Genomic DNA, 15,478 nt, shown 5'->3' with positions numbered 1-15,478 from the left:
GGGCCCGGCCCGCACCCGGCACGGGGCGGGCCGGGGGCTCCTAGTGGAACTGCTCCTCCTCGGTGGAGCCGCTCAGTGCGGTGGTGGAGGAGGCGGGGTTGACGGCGGTCGAGACCAGGTCGAAGTAGCCGGTGCCGACCTCGCGCTGGTGCCGGACCGCGGTGAAGCCGTCGGCCTGGGCCGCGAACTCGCGCTCCTGCAGGTCGACGTAGGCGGTCATGCCGTGCTCCGCGTAGCCGCGGGCGAGGTCGAACATGCCGTGGTTGAGGGAGTGGAAGCCTGCCAGGGTGATGAACTGGAAGCGGTAGCCCATCGCCCCGAGCTCGCGCTGGAACTTGGCGATCTGATCATCGTCCAGGGCCGCCTTCCAGTTGAACGAGGGCGAGCAGTTGTAGGCCAGCATCTTGCCGGGGAAGCGGGCGTGGAGGGCCTCGGCGAACTCGCGGGCCTGGGCCAGGTCCGGGGTGCCGGTCTCGACCCAGATGAGGTCGGCGTACGGGGCGTAGGCCAGGCCGCGGGCGATCACGGGCGCCATGCCGTTCTCGACCCGGTAGAAGCCCTCGGCCGTGCGCTCGCCGGTGCAGAACCGGGCGTCGCGCTCGTCGACATCACTGGTGAGGAGACTGGCGGCGAGCGCGTCGGTGCGGGCCACGATCAGGGTGGACACCTCGGCGATGTCGGCGGCGAGGCGGGCCGCGTTGAGGGTGCGGATGTGCTGGGCGGTGGGGACGAGGACCTTGCCCCCGAGGTGCCCGCACTTCTTCTCGGAGGCGAGCTGGTCCTCGTAGTGGATGCCGGCCGCACCGGCCGCGATCATCGCCTTGGTGAGCTCGAAGGCGTTCAGCGGGCCGCCGAAGCCGGCCTCGGCGTCGGCGACGACCGGCGCGAGCCAGTCGACGGCCGTGTCGGTGCCCTCGGCAGTGGCTATCTGGTCGGCGCGCAGCAGGGCGTTGTTGATGCGCCGCACCACCTGCGGCACCGAGTTGGCGGGGTAGAGGCTCTGGTCGGGGTAGGTGTGCCCGGCCTGGTTGGCGTCGGCGGCGACCTGCCAGCCGGACAGGTAGATCGCCTGCAGCCCGGCCCTCACCATCTGCACGGCCTGGCCGCCCGTGAGGGCGCCGAGCGCATGGACGTAGTCGCGCTCGTGCAACTGCCGCCACAGGCGCTCGGCGCCACGGCGGGCCAGCGTGTGCTCCTCGCGGACGCTGCCGGACAGCTGGACGACGTCCTCCGCGCTGTAGGTGCGCTCGATGCCCTTCCAGCGGGGGTCCGTCGCCCACCGCTGCGCCAGTGCTTCCGCCGCCGTCTGTGCCTGCGCCATGATCGTCTCCCGGTGTCGCGCTGCGGACCGTGTCCTGGACCGCGTCGAAGTTCTGTCAATCCTGCGAAGGGAAGCCGCTCTCCCTGGAAAGTCATGGCCCGCCGTGCCTCGGCCGGGTGGGCGCAAAGGCTCTCCGCCGTGCTTCCGGTCGGCTTCCACCGTGGTTACCGTCGACTTCCGCCTTGGCTCCGGTTCGGCTTCCGCCTTGGCTCCGGCCGGTTCCGTCGGGCCGCACCACGACTCTGGCAGTGGCACTGCGTGCCATCAAGCATGGCCTTCTGCCAAGTGTTGCGAATCTTCTCCGCACGTTCCGCCAAGTCTGCGAAGGTTCAATTCCCATCGGAACGCGGAGAACGGCGAGAACGGCGAGAACGCCGCCAACGCGGACAGGAGTCGACGGTGAGCAAGACGTATGCGGGAGCCCGGCTGCGCAGGCTGCGCGAGGAGCGGCGGCTCAGCCAGGCCGAGTTCGCCCGCGTCCTGGCCATATCCCCGAGCTACCTGAACCAGATGGAGCACGACTCCCGGCCGCTGACCGTCCCCGTCCTGCTGCGTCTGACCGAGGCGTTCGGCGTCGACCCCGCCTTCTTCTCCGAGACCGGCACCACCCGCGTCATCGACGACCTGCGGGAAGCGCTCGCCGACGAGATCGCCGGCGCCCGGGTCTCCCCGTCGGACCTGTCCGAACTCGCCTCGCGCCTGCCCGCCGTCGCCGCCGCCCTGCTCGACCTGGGCCGCCGCAACCAGGCCCTGACCGAGCGCCTGGCGGAGGCCGCGGACGGCCGGGGCGGCGGCAGCGGCCCGGCCGCACCCCGCTCCCTCCACGAGGAGATCCGCGAGTTCTTCTACCGCCGCCGGAACTACCTCCACGACCTCGACGTCGCCGCCGAGGAGCTGGCCGCCGGCCTCGGCATCCGCCCCGGCGGAGTGCTCCCGGCCCTGACCGCCCGCCTCACACAGCGGCACGCCGTACAGCTCGCCGCGGACTCCGGCCGCCTGCACCACTACGATCCGGCGCGCCGGACCCTGCACCTCTCCGGCCGGCTCCGCCCCGGTCAGCGGGCCTTCCGGATGGCCACGCAGCTGGCCCTGCTGGAGTTCGCCGGGGAGCTGTCCGCGCTCGCCTCGGAGGACTACGACGAGGGCTCCACCACGTGGTCGCTCGCGCGGATCGGCATCGCCAACTATCTCGCCGCCGCGCTGATCCTGCCGTACGGCACCTTCCACGCGACGGCCGAGGAGCTGCGCTACGACATCGAACGGCTCACCGACCACTTCGGCGTCGGCTACGAGACCGTCTGCCACCGGCTCAGCACGCTCCAGCGGCCGCGGCTGCGAGGCGTGCCCTTCTCGTTCGTCCGCGTCGACCGCGCCGGGAACATGTCCAAACGCCAGTCCGCGACCGGCTTCCACTTCTCCCGCGCGGGCGGCACCTGCCCCCTGTGGAACGTCTACGAGGCCTTCGCCGCTCCCGGACGCATCCACGTGCAGATCGCCGCCATGCCCGACGGGCAGCGCTACCTGTGGACCGCCCGCACCGTCACCCGCCAGCGCGGCGGCTGGGGCGAGCCCGGCAAGACCTTCGCCATCGGGCTCGGCTGCGAGATCCGGCACGCCGCCCGGCTCGTCTACTCCGACGGCCTCGACCTCGGCAACGCCTCCGCCGCCACGCCCATCGGCATGGGCTGCCGCATCTGCGAACGCCTCGACTGCCCGCAGCGGGCCGTGCCGCCACTCGGCCGCCCCCTGGCGATCGACGAGAACAGCAGCACGTTCGTGCCGTACCCGGTGGCGGACGAGTGATCACGCCGGGGGTGGAGCGGGAAGTGTGCCGTCCACGAGCCGTCTCCTTAAAGGATCCCTCTCCGGAAACGCCTGCTGTTCCACGCGATCTTCGCGACAGGCACTCGCGCTAATGTGCGCGTGTGAGTCTTTATGTAGTCGTGGGATTCGGGCCCGCCGGGGCGGCCACCGCCCGGCTGCTGGCCGGGAAGGGCCATGCGGTGCGGGTCGTCACCCGGTCGGGGCGGAGCCCGGAACCGGGCATCGAGCACGTCGCGCTGGACGCCGCGGACGGCGAGCGGCTGGCCGAGGCGGCGCGGGGCGCGAGCGCGATCTTCAGCTGTGCCGCACCGCCGTACCACCGCTGGGCGAACGACTGGCCGCCGCTGGCCTCGTCGCTCTGCGCGGCGGCCGAGGCCACCGGGGCGGTCCTGGTCATGCTGGGCAACCTCTACGGCTACGGCCCGGTGGCGGGTCCCCTGACCGAGCGGCTGCCGCTCGCCGCGACCGGCCCCAAGGGAAAGGCGCGGGCCGCCGTCTGGGAGCAGGCCCGGAAACTGCACGAGCAGGGCCGCATCAAGGCGGTCGAAGTGCGGGCCTCGGACTTCTTCGGCCCCGGCGTGACCGACGGCGGGCACCTCGCCGCGCGCGTCATGCCCCGCCTGCTGCGCGGCAAGCCGGTCTCCGTCCTCGGGGACCCGGACGCCCCGCACAGCTGGACCTATCTGCCCGATGCGGCCCGGGCCCTGGTCGAGGTCGCAGGTGAGGAGCGAGCCTGGGGAAGGGCCTGGCACGCCCCGACGGAACCCGCGCTCTCCACCCGCGAGATGACCGCCCGCCTGGCTGCCCGGGCCGGATCGGGCCCGGTCGCGGTACGCAGGCTCTCGCCGGCGGTCCTGGGCGTCGCGTCCCTCTTCTCCCCGCTCCTCCGCGAACTGAAGGAGATCCGCTACCAGTTCGACCACCCGTTCGTCACCGATTCGAGCGCCTACGAAGCCGAGTTCGCGGTACGAGCCACCCCGGTCGACGATCAGGTCGAGGCGACGGTGGCCTGGTGGCGCGAACGCCGCTGATGCGGCCCCTTTCCTGCCCGTGACCGCCCGGGCGCACGTCAGGGAAAGACCGGGAGGATCCTGCTCAGCCCGCCGGCAGGCCCACCCCTATCATCTCCTTGCCCCGGTTGACCGTCTCGTACGGGCCGGGGACTACGCGCATTCTTTCGGTGAAAGGCCAACGGGGATTTGCGACTTAAAGGTAAGTATCGAATATCTGTCGTCGCCGCGTGCGCCGCGGCGGCCATCGCGGGGGGTCTGCAGATCTCACCCAGCGCATTCGGCACGGAGGACAAGGAGCCGGAGGCCGCACAGCCGGCTGTGACACCGGCGACCGCCGAGGCGAACGACTCGGGTCGGGAGGACTTCGGCACCTCGGACACCGACGGGACGACCTTCACGAACGGCGTGATGTCGCTGGATGCGGCACCCGCGCCGAGGAAGGCCGCCGCCGCGGTGGCGGCGGCTGCTGCTGACGCGCCGCCCCAGGGCGAGGGATGGAAGCTCTCCGGCGCGACCAAGCACCTGCCGACCGGCTACACGGTCAAGTTCTACGACCAGAAGTCCGCGGACCAGTTGGCCCGCTATGCGAAGGCGTCGGCCGCGGACCTGCAGCGCATCACGAACCTGCCCTTCACCGTCGACACCAGGCCGGTGGGCTGGGACTACGTCAGGCCCAAGGGCGAGGTGGTCATCGGTCTCCTCAAGCGTCCCTGTCTGCCGCCCGCGGACGGCAGCGCCGGCAAGGGGTGGAAGGTGGTACGCGACGGATCGGGGATCAAGAATCTGAGCTGCGGATTCACTTCCTCGTCCGTCCCCGGAACCGTGACCAGCGGGCACGCGTACATCGACAGCGAGTTCTTCACCGCCGACGGCGAACCCCTGGCTTCCTGGGGCGGCGAAACGTACATGCGCAACCACGTCAGCCACGAAATCGGGCACACGATAGGGCTGACGCACGCGGATCGCAGCGCGAAGCGAGGTGACTGCGCCAAGGGCAGCGACTCCGGTGAGAAGCCGGTCATGTGCACGACCAACAGCGGCTACCAGGACAAGCGCGCGGGCTCCTACGTCCAGCAGTTCGACGTACAGGGCCTGCGCCTCCTGGCCACGGGTGCCGGCGCGGCGGTCCCTCCGCAGGGCAAGGTGACAGGAATCGGCGACAAGTGCCTCGACGTCAAGGGCGGGACGGCGGCCAACGGCACGCAGGTCCAGCTCTTCACGTGCAACGGCGGAGTGGCACAGTCGTGGATCCTGGGGAAGGACAGCACGTTCCGCGCGCTGGGCAAGTGCCTGGACAACGCGCGCAATGCGAGCACTGACGGCAACAGGATCAGCCTCTTCGACTGCAACGGCCAGGCGTCGCAGCGGTGGTCGGTGAATGCGAAGGGCCAGATCGTGCACGTCGCATCGGGCAAGGTGCTCGACGTGACCGGCGGCAAGACCGTCAACGGCACCAAGATCCAGCTGTACACCGCGAACACGAACAAGCGCCAGCTCTGGGTCACCCCGAAGTAGCCCTGACACACGCCGACGAGCGGCGTACGCCGACGCAGTGCCGGAGTACGCCGCCCCGGGGCGGGACGAGCTGCGGGGAGGCAGCCCGCGCGCTCATTTCGGGTCGCGGTTGAACTTCGACGTCGACCAGAAGTAGCCGAGCACGGTCAGGCCCAGGCACCAGGCGATGGCGAGCCACCCGTTGTTGCCGATCTCGCTGCCCAGCAGCAGCCCGCGCAGGGTCTCGATGGCGGGCGTGAACGGCTGGTACTCGGCGATCGGCTGGAACCAGCCCGGCATCGCGTCGACCGGGACGAAGGCGCTGGAGAGGAGCGGCAGCAGGATCATCGGCAGCGCGTTGTTGCTGGCGGCCTCGGCGTTCGGGCTGATCAGGCCCATACCGACCGCGATCCAGGTGAGCGCCGTGGCGAAGAGCACGAGCAGTCCGAACGCGGCCAGCCACTCCAGGGCCGTGGCGTCCGTGGACCGGAAGCCGATGGCCACGGCGACGGCGCCCACGAGGACCACGCTCGCGATCGACTGCAGCACGCTGCCGACGACGTGCCCGACGAGCACCGAACCACGGTGGATCGCCATCGTGCGGAAGCGGGCGATGATGCCCTCGGTCATGTCGTTGGAGACGGACACCGCGGTCCCGACCACGGTGCCGCCGATGGTCATCAGCAGGATGCCCGGGACGAGGTAGGCGATGTACGCGGAGCGGTCCGCACCGCCGCCTCCGCCGAGGCCGGCGCTCATCACGTCGCCGAAGATGTAGACGAAGAGCAACAGCAGCATGACCGGTGTGAGCAGCAGGTTCAGGGTCAGGGAGGGGTAGCGCCGGGCGTGCAGGAGGTTGCGGCGCAGCATGGTGGAGGAGTCGCGCACGGCGAGGGAGAGGGAGCTCATCGGACGGTCTCCTTGAACTGCTGGTTGGACTGGTCGGACTGGTCGGGGACGTCGGCGCCGCCGGTCAGGGCGAAGAACACGTCGTCGAGGTCGGGGGTGTGCACGGTCAGCTCGTCGGCCTCGATGCCGGCCGCGTCCAGCCAGTCGAGGATGGAGCGCAGCTCGCGCTGGCTGCCGTCGCTCGGGATCTGCAGGGTGAGGGACTCGTCGTCGCGGCTGACCTCGCGCAGCGCGAATGCGGCGGACTGGTACGCGGCCGGGTCGGAGAAGCGGAGGCGGATGTGCCCGCCGGGGATGAGCCGCTTGAGTTCCTCGGCGGTGCCCTCGGCGGCGATCTTGCCTTCGTTGAGCACCGCGATGCGGTCGGCGAGCTCGTCCGCCTCCTCCAGGTACTGCGTGGTGAGGAAGACGGTGACTCCGTCGGAGACCAGGTTGCGGATGATCTGCCACATGTTGTGACGGGAGCGCGGGTCGAGGCCGGTGGTCGGTTCGTCGAGGAAGATGATTCTCGGGTTGCCCACCAGGGTCATCGCGATGTCGAGGCGGCGCTTCATACCGCCGGAGTAGGTGGAGGCCGGCTTCTTCGCGGCCTCCACCAGGTCGAAGCGCTGCAGCAGCCCGGCGGCCACGCGCGTGCCCTCGCGGCGGGAGAGGTGGTGCAGGTCCGCCATGAGGAGCATGTTCTCCTCGCCGGTGATCAGGCCGTCGACGGCGGAGAACTGCCCGGTGACACCGATCGCGGCGCGCACCGCCTGCGGATCGGCGGCCAGGTCATGGCCGCCGACACTGGCAGCGCCTTCGTCGGCGCTGATCAGGGTGGAGAGGATCTTGACGACGGTGGTCTTGCCGGCGCCGTTCGGGCCGAGCAGCGCGAAGACGGTGCCTGCCGGGATGCGCAGGTCGATCCCGTCGAGGACGAGCTTGTCGCCGTAGGACTTGCGCAGGCCGATGGCGGAGACGGCGGCGGGCGGCACCTGCCCGATTCCAGGCTTGAATGCGGGCTGGGGCGTGGGCATGGACATGGGCATGGGCGTGGCGGATGAAGGCATGGGGTCCTCCTGATCGAAGGCCGGAATGGAGTGAAGGATGGACTCTCAGGCGCGGGCGCGGGCGCGGAGGACGTCGATGTTGCCATTGCGGGTCCGGGCGTGAACCTTGACGGTGTCCTCGGTCTTCTCCGGGGTCTCGGAGGCGGTGAGCGTGTTGCGCACCTGCCCGGAGCCGGAGCTGACGTCGAGCCAGGCGGCGGTACCCTCGCGGATGCCGACCTCGATGGCGCCGTAGTTGGTCTCCAGCTCGACGGTGCCGCGGGCGACTTCGGCGACGCGCAGGGTGCCATGGGCGGTCTTGGCGGTGACCGAGGCCTCGGCGCGCGCGATGTCGATGTCGCCGTGGGCGCCGCTCACCCGCAGGTCGCCGGTCGCGGCGCCGATAGTCGTGGTGCCGTGCGAATTCTTCAGGACGGCCGGGCCGTCGACGGTGCCGACGCGCACGCTGCCGGAGCTGGTGGTGATCTCGGCCTTGCCCTCGACCCGGTCGACGGTGATCGAGCCGTGAGAGGCCGTCAGATGGAGCGGCCCGGTGGTGTCGAGGCGGACGTCGCCGGCTGAGGTCTTCACGCGAACCTCGCCGAGCCGGCCCTCGCCGAGCACCTGGGCCCAGGCGCCGGTCATGTCGATGCGCGAGCCCGCGGGCAGTTCGACCGTCACGTCGACGGTGCCGGGGCGCCCGAAGGGGTTGCGCGGCTTGTGCGTCCTGACGGTCAGGACGCCGCTCGCGTACGTGACCTCGGTCTGGTCGGCCGCCCGCACGTCCAGGTCCCTCTTCGGGGTGCGGGGCCGCACCTCGACGACCGTGTCGAGGCGGTCGCCCGCGGTGAACCGGATGGAGCCGGCCTCCACGTGGGCGGTGACCGAAATCGGTTCGGGAGTGTCGAAAGAAGGCATGGCTGTACCGTCCTCATCAGTCGCTGGGCCGTCCCGCTGGTGGGACGTGGTGGGGGTGAAGTGGGGCGGGCGAGCGGGGACGCGGTTAGCGCACCCAGCCCGTGACGCTCTGTCCGATGGAGCGGGTCTTCTGCGGCGTACGCGTCCGGGTGCCGCGGTCGACCGCAGCCGACACGGCGCGCACCAGCCACGCGTTGACGGACAGGCCCTCGTGATGCGCGGCCTCCTCGGCGCGCGCCTTGAGGTGGGCCGGCAGACGCAGATTGACGCGGGCTGTCCCGCCCTCGTCGCCGTCCGCGAGGCCCGGCACCTTGAGCGGTTCGACGGGCGCAGCAGCCGCTTCCATGGCGCCGCCGTCGGCAGCCGGCAGCGTCACCACGAAAACGGGGTCGAGCCCGCGCAGCCGTACGTCGACCGAGCCGGGGGCGAGCTCGCGGGTGAGCTCGTCCATCGCGGCGGAGAGCACATTGAGCATGGTCAGACGGGTCGCCGACTCCAGAGGGGCGGTGAGCCGCTCGATCAGCTCGCAGGCTTCGTCGCCGCCGACTTCGGCGGCCACCGCGAGTTCGTGGCGGAGGGCGTCGACGTACGGGGTGAGGTCCATGACTCGATGATGGCATCACTATGGCGCCACACGCAAGCCTGGATGGCGCCTCATCGGTGACCGAGGTCTGGAGGGCCCCAAAAGGGTCCGAAGCGGCAAGGTCAAAGTTACACAGGAAGCCCATTGGACTACGGGAGCCGGAATGGCGTCACGTGGCGCCGGACGATGCTGCTTGGCGTCGCTCGGCGCCACCGCGCGGCGCCAAGCGATGCTCGCCCCCGCCCGCCAGCGAACTCACCGTGACCGGTTCCTGGTCACACGTCCCAGGCGACCGGGAGGCTCTTCACGCCGTAGATGTCCGCGGTCTCCGGGCGCAGGCCGACTTCTTCGGCCGGTACGGCCAGGCGCAGCGTGGGGAAGCGGTTGAGCAGCGCGGGGAACGCGACGCGCATTTCGATGCGGGCCAGCTGCCGGCCCAGGCACAGGTGGGTGCCGTGGCCGAAGGCCAGGTGCCCGCCGTCCTGCCGGTGGAGGTCGAGCACGTGGGGATCGGTGAAGCACTCGGGGTCGCGGTTGGCGGTGTTGTACGACAGGACGACCGTCGTGCCGGCCTTGATGATCCGGCCGCCCACTTCGACGTCCTCCAGCGCCGTCCTCATGAACGTCTTGGCGACGCTCAGATACCGCAGCAGTTCCTCCACGGCCCGGTCGGTGAGCGCGGGATCGGCGCGCAGCGCGGCCAGTTGCGCCGGATGCTGCAGCAGCGCGAAGGTGCCGAGGGCCAGCATGTTCGCGGTGGTGTCGAGCCCGGCCGCCAGCAGAATCAGACTGATCCCCTTCAGCTCCTCGTCGGTCAGATCGCTGTCGGTGAGTTCGCTGAGCACGTCGTCGGTGGGGTTGGCGCGCTTGGTGGCCACCAGCTCCGCGAGGTATCGCTGGGTCGCGGTGTAGGCCGCTATCAGCTCCTCCTCACTCGGCTCCCCGTTCATGAACGAGTCGATGTGCGCCTGGAAGGAGTCCCGGTCCTGGTACGGCACTCCCAGCAGTTCACAGATGATGATGGTGGGGATGGGCTTGGCGAACGCGGTCACCAGGTCCGCCGGCGGGCCGGTCTTCTCCATGGCGTCCAGGCAGTCGGCGGTGATCTGCTCGATGCGCTCGGTGAGCAGTCGCATCCGCCGTGCGGTGAACTTGCCCACCAGCGGCTTCCGGTAGCGCCCGTGCTGCGGGTCGTCCATGAGGAGGAACTCGCCGGGCGGTGCCGGAGGGATCTCGAAGTCGACCACGTTCAGGAGCTCCTTGCGCGAGCTGAACCGAGGGTCGGCCAGGACCGACCTGCACAGGTCGTATCCGGTGATCAGCCAGCCGGGTTTTCCGCCGGGGTGGGTGTAGCGGCTGATGGGCCCGTGCCGGCGGGCGTCGATCAGCTCCGCCGGCGGATCGAAGGGGCAGCCGGGCTGACGCGCCGTCGGCAGCGTCGTGACGGTGTGGAGGGATTCACTCATGGTCATTCCTCATCTCGCGGCATTACGTGTTCGACGCACGCCGAAAGCTACGTTGCGTTCAAAGTTCCGTCAATCACCGAAAAGGCATTTCCCCAGGTGAATCGCGGTAAATTGATGCAATGACGCTGGGAGCGAATGCAATGGTCCGTTGCAATGGGTGGCGGCGAAGGCAATACTGGCGGCATGCCAGGAGGACGATTGACCCAGCAGGACCGCCGGCGCATCGCGACCGGACTCGGCGACGGGCTCTCCTACGCCGAGATCGCCAGGCGGCTCGACCGGCCGACCTCGACGATCAGCCGGGAGGTCGCACGCAACGGCGGCCCCGGCGGCTACCGGCCCCAACTCGCGCACCAGGCGACGGTCCAGCGGGCGCAGCGCGGCACACCGGCACCCCCGCGCGCGGACGGAGCGCCGAGCGGCGCGACGGAAGAGGAGCTCATCGAGCTGGCGGTCAGGACGGGGCTGCCGAGGATGACGGCGCGCGTGCACGTCGACCTGTTGTTGTCCGAGGACGGCAGGCGCACGGCAGCCGAGCTGACCCGCAGACTGAAGGTCAGCCCGGCCTCGGTCTCCGTGGCGGTGAACTACCTGGTCGAGCACGGGTATGTCCGGCGCGAGCGCGATCCGCAGCGGCGTCGCGACATCTACGTGGTCGACGACGACGCCTGGTACCACTCGATCGTGATCAGCTCACGGCAGACGCTCGAGTCGGCGCAGGCCGCGATGGCGGCGGCGGAGACGTTCGGGCTGGACACGCCCGTGGGGCAGCGGCTGGCCAAGGTGGGGGCGTTCCTGGAGCAAGTCATCGAGGACATGATGGAGTCGGCCGACCGCTGGCGCACGCTCCTGGGGTGATGGGCCTCAGCCCCACCCTGGGGAGCCGGCCGGCCGGTTCCTGCTGCTGCTCCGGCGTCTGCAATATGGCAATGCCCCCTCGCGGGAGGGGACATTGTGAGCTACTTGGCGCGCACCTTGCGGCCCTTTGGCGGCTCGCATTCCTTCGCGGCTGCGATGAAGGGCTTGAGCGCATCATGGAGCTGATTCAGCGAGTCGGGCCCAAGCTCGATCTGGTAATACTGAACAGATGGGACCAGCCTGGTTTCGAATTCGCTGCTTCCGTCCTCGTCATCCTTCGCGGCCCCGACCCGCACTTCCATACCCGGGATTGCGAACGTGTGCAGGTGGACGTCCTCGGTCACCGTCGGATCGAGGTCGTCGTAAGCTTCAACCTTCACCCATGTCTCCTGGGTGATGGACTGGTCTCCCACCGTCAATGTTCTGCCTCCCTTCCGCACGCCCGGCTCGCTTTGCCGCGATTCGTCTACCTCAATAAATCTGGTGCCCATCAGCGCCCCTTCTCAAGACGACCAAAGCCTAACTGCTGCTGGGGAGTTGCACTCAATCGGGAAGACGCCAGGAGGCCTCTGCTGTTCCCGGACATCCTTTAGTACTCCAGCTGCAGATCGTGATCTTGCTGGTCGGGGCCGGCCGGGGAAGCCTCAGCATCCTTACGGGGGGGGTAACCCCCGACACCACCCTGACGACAGCGCATGGGTACGTCAGAGGGAAAGCCGGATGGGCCGATCCCCCCTCCGCTGGTGGGATGGTCGCCGACCGCCGCATTCGGGGGCGACGCAGTCTCGGGCCACAGCTTGAGCGCTCCCTGAACGCGCGCAACCTGAACAGAGAAGGGGTCGCCATGCATGGGTTAAGAAGGCGTCGGCGGGGCCTGCTCGTCCTGACCAGCCTTGCTGCAGCCGTCCTCGCCGCATCGACCGCGTCCACGGCGGCGGCGAAGCCGCGGCCGGCCGATCCGCTCCAACGGCAGGTGGAGGCGATCCACGACACCGGGGCCGTCGGTGTGCACGCCGAGGTGACGTCACCGGGTGCGCGCGACAGCGCGCACGCCGGGACAGCCGCGATGAACACAGAGAGGCCGATGCCGTGGGACGGCAGGTTCCGGATCGGCAGTGCCACCAAGACCTTCACGGCCACGGTCGTGCTGCAACTCGTCGGCGAGGGGAGAATGTCCCTGGAGGACACCGTCGAGCAGTGGCTGCCGGGAGTGGTCCGGGGCAACGGCAACGACGGCAGACACATCACCGTACGGCAGCTGCTGCAGCACACCAGCGGCATCCCTGACGTCAAGCCGGAGATTCCCGCGTTGAACAGTGCGAACGGCTATCGGGCCGAGCGGTATCGCACCTACACCGCCGAGGAGTTGGTGGAGCGGGCGATGCGGAACCGACCCGACTTCCCGCCGGGCCGTGGCTGGTCGTACTCCAACACCAACTACACCCTCGCCGCCATGATCACCCATAGGGTCACCGGCCGAAGTTGGGCAACGGAGGTGCGCGACCGGATCATCCGTCCACTGAGCCTGACGGACACGACGACGCCCGACACCTTCCCGTTCATCCTGGGCCCCCACGCCCGGGGCTACGCCGCGTTCGGCACCGACAGGAGCATCGACGTCACGACCCTCAATCCGAGTATGGCCGTCGGCTCCGGCTCGATCATCAGCACCGCACACGACCTGAACCGGTTCTACGCCGCGCTGCTCGGCGGCCGTCTGCTGGCTCCGGCGCAGCTCGACGAGATGACGACCACCATGCCCGCGCCCGAGCTGGGCGTGAGGTATGGACTCGGTCTTGCCGAGATTCCGTTGCCCTGCGGCGGCAGCTACTTCGGCCACCGGGGCGAACTCCTCGGCTATGTCACCTGGGGTGGCGCCACCCGGGACGGGACCCGGACCGCCGTGGTGTGCGTCACCAGTGACGGCGGCAAGGACACCCAGCAGGCCATGACCACACTCATGGGTCAGGAACTGTGCCGGACCCGCTCCTAGTACTCCAGCCGTAGTAGCAAGAACTGCTGGTCGATCGCCGAGTAGGCCGGGGAAGCGAGTCCGGACGGCGGGGAGTGGCAGGAACACGCCCGGGTCCGCGCCCGGCGCCGGCTCGCCCCCCCACTCCCGATCGGTCAGATCATGGCTCTACGGGAGGCGGGCCAGCAAATGGGCGTCGAGGAAGCCCCGCTCGGAGGCCGGGTCGTGGAGCAGCCGGGCGAACGTGACGAGCCCGGCCCCGGCCAGCAGCTCGGCGAACCTGTCCACCGGCCAGCTGTAGGCGGGCGTCACCTTGTGGTCGAAGCGGACCGGCTCCGGTCCGTCGGTCGCGAAGAACGAGACCAGGAGCAGGCCCCCTGGTGCCAGGACACGCACCTGCTCGGCGAGCAGCGCGGGCAATTCCCCGGGCGGGGTATGGATCATCGAGTAGTGGGCCAGCACGCCGCCGAGCGCACCGTCCTCGACCGGCAGGGCCTCCATCCGCGCCTCGTCGAACCGCAGCGCCGGATGGGCCCGCCTGGCGTGGTCGACCATGGCCGGGGAGAGGTCGAGCCCGAAGGCGTCCAGCCCCAGGTCGTGCAGCATGGCCGTCAGATGTCCGGGCCCGCACCCGACGTCGGCCGCCCGCGGGTTCCCCGTCCCACGCACCAGCTCGGCGAAGGTGCCGACCATGGCCCGCGCGAACGGCTGCGTCTCCAGCCGGTCAGCGAACATCGAGGCATACAGCTCGACGACCCCGTCGTAGGCCGCCCTGGTCTCGTCCTGGTGCTCCACCATGGGAACAGAAGCTAACATCCGCGCACGTTCGCAGCTTCTCCGGCCCGGTGCCGACGCGCGAGCCGCTACCGGACGACGACGCTCGGGTCGGGTCCGGCTCACCCCGATGGGCCGCGTCATGTCGTCGACCACGCCTGCACCGTGGACGGCTTCCTACGAACGGCGCCGCTCATGCGCCGCCCCGGAATCCCCGGTCCCTGGTCAGTTGCCGGTGGCGGATTTCCACGCGTCGACGTAGGAGAGGAGGTTCTTGTCGATGTCCGCCCAGTCCGGGCGGAACACCTCGACGCCCTTCATCAACGCGGCGAGCGAGGTGGCGTTGCGGTCGGTCGCCGTCACGTCCGTACGAGCCGCGAAGCCGCCGCCGACGGCCGATACAGAGCGCTGCACCTCCGGAGTGAGCAGGTAGTCCAGGAACTTCTTGGCGTTCTCGGCGTGCGGGGCGTCCTTGACGAGTCCGGCCGCGTACGGGAGGGCGAACGTGGTGGGCTTCCCGTCGTTTCCGGCAGGAAAGAAGATGCCCTGGTTGGGCATGGACTTCATGTTGGCGAAGTTCATCTGGACGTCGCCGTTGGCCACCAGGAGTTCGCCCTTGTCGACTTTCGGGGCGAGCTGGCCGGTGGACTTGGAGGGGCCGACGTTGTTCTTCTGGAGGTCCTTGAGGTAGGCCATGGCGGGGTCCTTGCCGCCGAGGTCGTGCATGGCCTTGATCAGTACGGCCGTGCCGTCGCCTGCGACACCGGGCGTGGAGTACTGGAGCTTTCCCTCGAGCTTCGGGTCGAGGAGGTCCTTCCAGGTCTTGGGCGGGGACTTCTTGAGTTCCTTGGTGTTGTAGATGAAGCAGAAGTAGTTGTTGGCGATCGAGGTCCACTTGCCGGAGGGGTCCTTGTCGCTCTCGGCGACCTTCTCCGAGCCCTGGGGCCGGTACGCCTCCAGCAGACCCTTGCCGTCGGCCTGCTGGATGAAGGGCGGGAGGGTGACGACCACGTCGGCCTTGGTGTTGGACTTCTCCCGGGCCAGGCGCTGCACCATCTCGCCGGAGCCGCCCTCCACATATTTGACCTTAATGCCGGCCTGCTTCTCGAAGTCCTTGAAGACCTTGTCGTAGAAGCCGGAGCCGTCCTCGGCCTTGAGGCCGTCGGCGCTGTAGACGGTGATCTCCTTGGCGGAGCCGGAGCCGGAGCCGGCGGTGCCGCCGCAGCCGGTGAGCACGGTGGTGAGGCAGAAGGCGCCGAGGGCGGCGGCGAGCGGGAGCGGGAGCGGCCTGAGGGAGCGGGGCATGACGTGTCGGACT

Annotated in this window: 14 protein-coding genes; 5 read left to right on the top strand and 9 right to left on the bottom strand. The window is 69.7% G+C overall.

Translation table 11 applies throughout. From position 1 onward, the window contains the following. Nucleotides 1–40: 40 nt before the first annotated feature. Entirely contained in the window at nucleotides 41–1,321 is a 1,281-nt protein-coding gene (aceA, locus tag FGW37_RS29960) for an isocitrate lyase (protein WP_179083924.1), read from the bottom strand. Between the two features lie 399 nt (nucleotides 1,322–1,720). Between aceA and FGW37_RS29955 the strand changes: the two genes are divergently transcribed. The 3 genes from FGW37_RS29955 (at nucleotide 1,721) to FGW37_RS29945 (ending at nucleotide 5,673) form a co-directional block, all read left to right on the top strand. Continuing rightward, nucleotides 1,721–3,124, top strand: a complete 1,404-nt coding sequence (locus tag FGW37_RS29955; protein WP_179083923.1) for a short-chain fatty acyl-CoA regulator family protein — start codon at nucleotides 1,721–1,723, stop codon at nucleotides 3,122–3,124. Nucleotides 3,125–3,246: 122 nt separating this feature from the next. Beyond that, nucleotides 3,247–4,176: an NAD-dependent epimerase/dehydratase family protein gene (locus FGW37_RS29950; RefSeq protein ID WP_179083922.1), complete on the top strand. Its 930-nt coding sequence runs from the start codon at nucleotides 3,247–3,249 to the stop codon at nucleotides 4,174–4,176. A gap of 300 nt (nucleotides 4,177–4,476) precedes the next feature. Further along, nucleotides 4,477–5,673: a ricin-type beta-trefoil lectin domain protein gene (locus FGW37_RS29945; RefSeq protein ID WP_246430640.1), complete on the top strand. Its 1,197-nt coding sequence runs from the start codon at nucleotides 4,477–4,479 to the stop codon at nucleotides 5,671–5,673. A 93-nt stretch (nucleotides 5,674–5,766) separates the two neighbouring features. Here the strand turns inward: FGW37_RS29945 and FGW37_RS29940 are convergent, their stop codons facing one another. From FGW37_RS29940 to FGW37_RS29920, 5 genes are all read right to left on the bottom strand, one after another. Beyond that, nucleotides 5,767–6,561, bottom strand: coding sequence for an ABC transporter permease (locus FGW37_RS29940; RefSeq protein ID WP_179083920.1), 795 nt, complete (start codon nucleotides 6,559–6,561; stop codon nucleotides 5,767–5,769). Then, nucleotides 6,558–7,577, bottom strand: a complete 1,020-nt coding sequence (locus tag FGW37_RS29935) for an ATP-binding cassette domain-containing protein (RefSeq protein WP_179084993.1) — start codon at nucleotides 7,575–7,577, stop codon at nucleotides 6,558–6,560. The genes FGW37_RS29940 and FGW37_RS29935 overlap by 4 nt, the downstream gene beginning before the upstream one ends. Nucleotides 7,578–7,655: 78 nt before the next feature. Beyond that, complete coding sequence (locus FGW37_RS29930; RefSeq protein WP_179083919.1) at nucleotides 7,656–8,507, bottom strand: DUF4097 family beta strand repeat-containing protein; 852 nt, start codon at nucleotides 8,505–8,507, stop codon at nucleotides 7,656–7,658. Between the two features lie 85 nt (nucleotides 8,508–8,592). After that, nucleotides 8,593–9,111, bottom strand: coding sequence for a toxin-antitoxin system HicB family antitoxin (locus FGW37_RS29925; protein ID WP_179083918.1), 519 nt, complete (start codon nucleotides 9,109–9,111; stop codon nucleotides 8,593–8,595). 254 nt (nucleotides 9,112–9,365) lie between these two features. Next, a complete protein-coding gene (locus tag FGW37_RS29920; RefSeq protein WP_179083917.1) occupies nucleotides 9,366–10,556 on the bottom strand; it encodes a cytochrome P450 in 1,191 nt (396 codons plus the stop codon). 183 nt (nucleotides 10,557–10,739) lie between these two features. Between FGW37_RS29920 and FGW37_RS29915 the strand changes: the two genes are divergently transcribed. After that, nucleotides 10,740–11,414 carry a GbsR/MarR family transcriptional regulator gene (locus FGW37_RS29915; protein WP_179083916.1) on the top strand — a complete coding sequence of 225 codons (675 nt, stop codon included), beginning with the start codon at nucleotides 10,740–10,742 and terminating at the stop codon, nucleotides 11,412–11,414. A 101-nt stretch (nucleotides 11,415–11,515) separates the two neighbouring features. Here FGW37_RS29915 and FGW37_RS29910 read toward each other — a convergent pair whose 3' ends face one another. Beyond that, nucleotides 11,516–11,905, bottom strand: a complete 390-nt coding sequence (locus FGW37_RS29910; protein ID WP_179083915.1) for a hypothetical protein — start codon at nucleotides 11,903–11,905, stop codon at nucleotides 11,516–11,518. Nucleotides 11,906–12,258: 353 nt separating this feature from the next. On the opposite strand from FGW37_RS29910, the gene FGW37_RS29905 reads away from it, so the two are divergent. Further along, nucleotides 12,259–13,407 (top strand): serine hydrolase domain-containing protein, encoded by a 1,149-nt coding sequence (locus FGW37_RS29905; protein ID WP_179084992.1) that lies wholly within the window; start codon nucleotides 12,259–12,261, stop codon nucleotides 13,405–13,407. Nucleotides 13,408–13,554: 147 nt separating this feature from the next. Here the strand turns inward: FGW37_RS29905 and FGW37_RS29900 are convergent, their stop codons facing one another. Both FGW37_RS29900 and FGW37_RS29895 read right to left on the bottom strand, forming a co-directional pair. Further along, the gene (locus FGW37_RS29900; protein ID WP_179083914.1) at nucleotides 13,555–14,184 is read right to left on the bottom strand and encodes a class I SAM-dependent methyltransferase; all 630 of its coding nucleotides are present in this window, start codon (nucleotides 14,182–14,184) and stop codon (nucleotides 13,555–13,557) included. Nucleotides 14,185–14,385: 201 nt separating this feature from the next. Then, nucleotides 14,386–15,465 carry a 2-aminoethylphosphonate ABC transporter substrate-binding protein gene (locus tag FGW37_RS29895; RefSeq protein ID WP_179083913.1) on the bottom strand — a complete coding sequence of 360 codons (1,080 nt, stop codon included), beginning with the start codon at nucleotides 15,463–15,465 and terminating at the stop codon, nucleotides 14,386–14,388. Between the last annotated feature and the right edge of the window lie 13 nt (nucleotides 15,466–15,478).

Origin of the sequence: Streptomyces rectiverticillatus, assembly GCF_013394065.1 — a bacterium.
GTDB lineage: Bacteria > Actinomycetota > Actinomycetes > Streptomycetales > Streptomycetaceae > Streptomyces > Streptomyces rectiverticillatus.
This window is presented reverse-complemented; position numbering and strand designations above follow the sequence as displayed.

Bases quoted from the DNA above. Each gene is read 5' to 3' on its own strand.
- aceA (WP_179083924.1), bottom strand. From the start codon at position 1,321: ATGGCGCAGGCACAGACGGCGGCGGAAGCACTGGCGCAGCGGTGGGCG.
- FGW37_RS29940 (WP_179083920.1), bottom strand. From the start codon at position 6,561: ATGAGCTCCCTCTCCCTCGCCGTGCGCGACTCCTCCACCATGCTGCGC.
- FGW37_RS29935 (WP_179084993.1), bottom strand. From the start codon at position 7,577: ATGCCCACGCCCCAGCCCGCATTCAAGCCTGGAATCGGGCAGGTGCCG.
- FGW37_RS29930 (WP_179083919.1), bottom strand. From the start codon at position 8,507: ATGCCTTCTTTCGACACTCCCGAACCGATTTCGGTCACCGCCCACGTG.
- FGW37_RS29925 (WP_179083918.1), bottom strand. From the start codon at position 9,111: ATGGACCTCACCCCGTACGTCGACGCCCTCCGCCACGAACTCGCGGTG.
- FGW37_RS29920 (WP_179083917.1), bottom strand. From the start codon at position 10,556: ATGAGTGAATCCCTCCACACCGTCACGACGCTGCCGACGGCGCGTCAG.
- FGW37_RS29915 (WP_179083916.1), top strand. From the start codon at position 10,740: ATGCCAGGAGGACGATTGACCCAGCAGGACCGCCGGCGCATCGCGACC.
- FGW37_RS29910 (WP_179083915.1), bottom strand. From the start codon at position 11,905: ATGGGCACCAGATTTATTGAGGTAGACGAATCGCGGCAAAGCGAGCCG.
- FGW37_RS29905 (WP_179084992.1), top strand. From the start codon at position 12,259: ATGCATGGGTTAAGAAGGCGTCGGCGGGGCCTGCTCGTCCTGACCAGC.
- FGW37_RS29900 (WP_179083914.1), bottom strand. From the start codon at position 14,184: ATGGTGGAGCACCAGGACGAGACCAGGGCGGCCTACGACGGGGTCGTC.
- FGW37_RS29895 (WP_179083913.1), bottom strand. From the start codon at position 15,465: ATGCCCCGCTCCCTCAGGCCGCTCCCGCTCCCGCTCGCCGCCGCCCTC.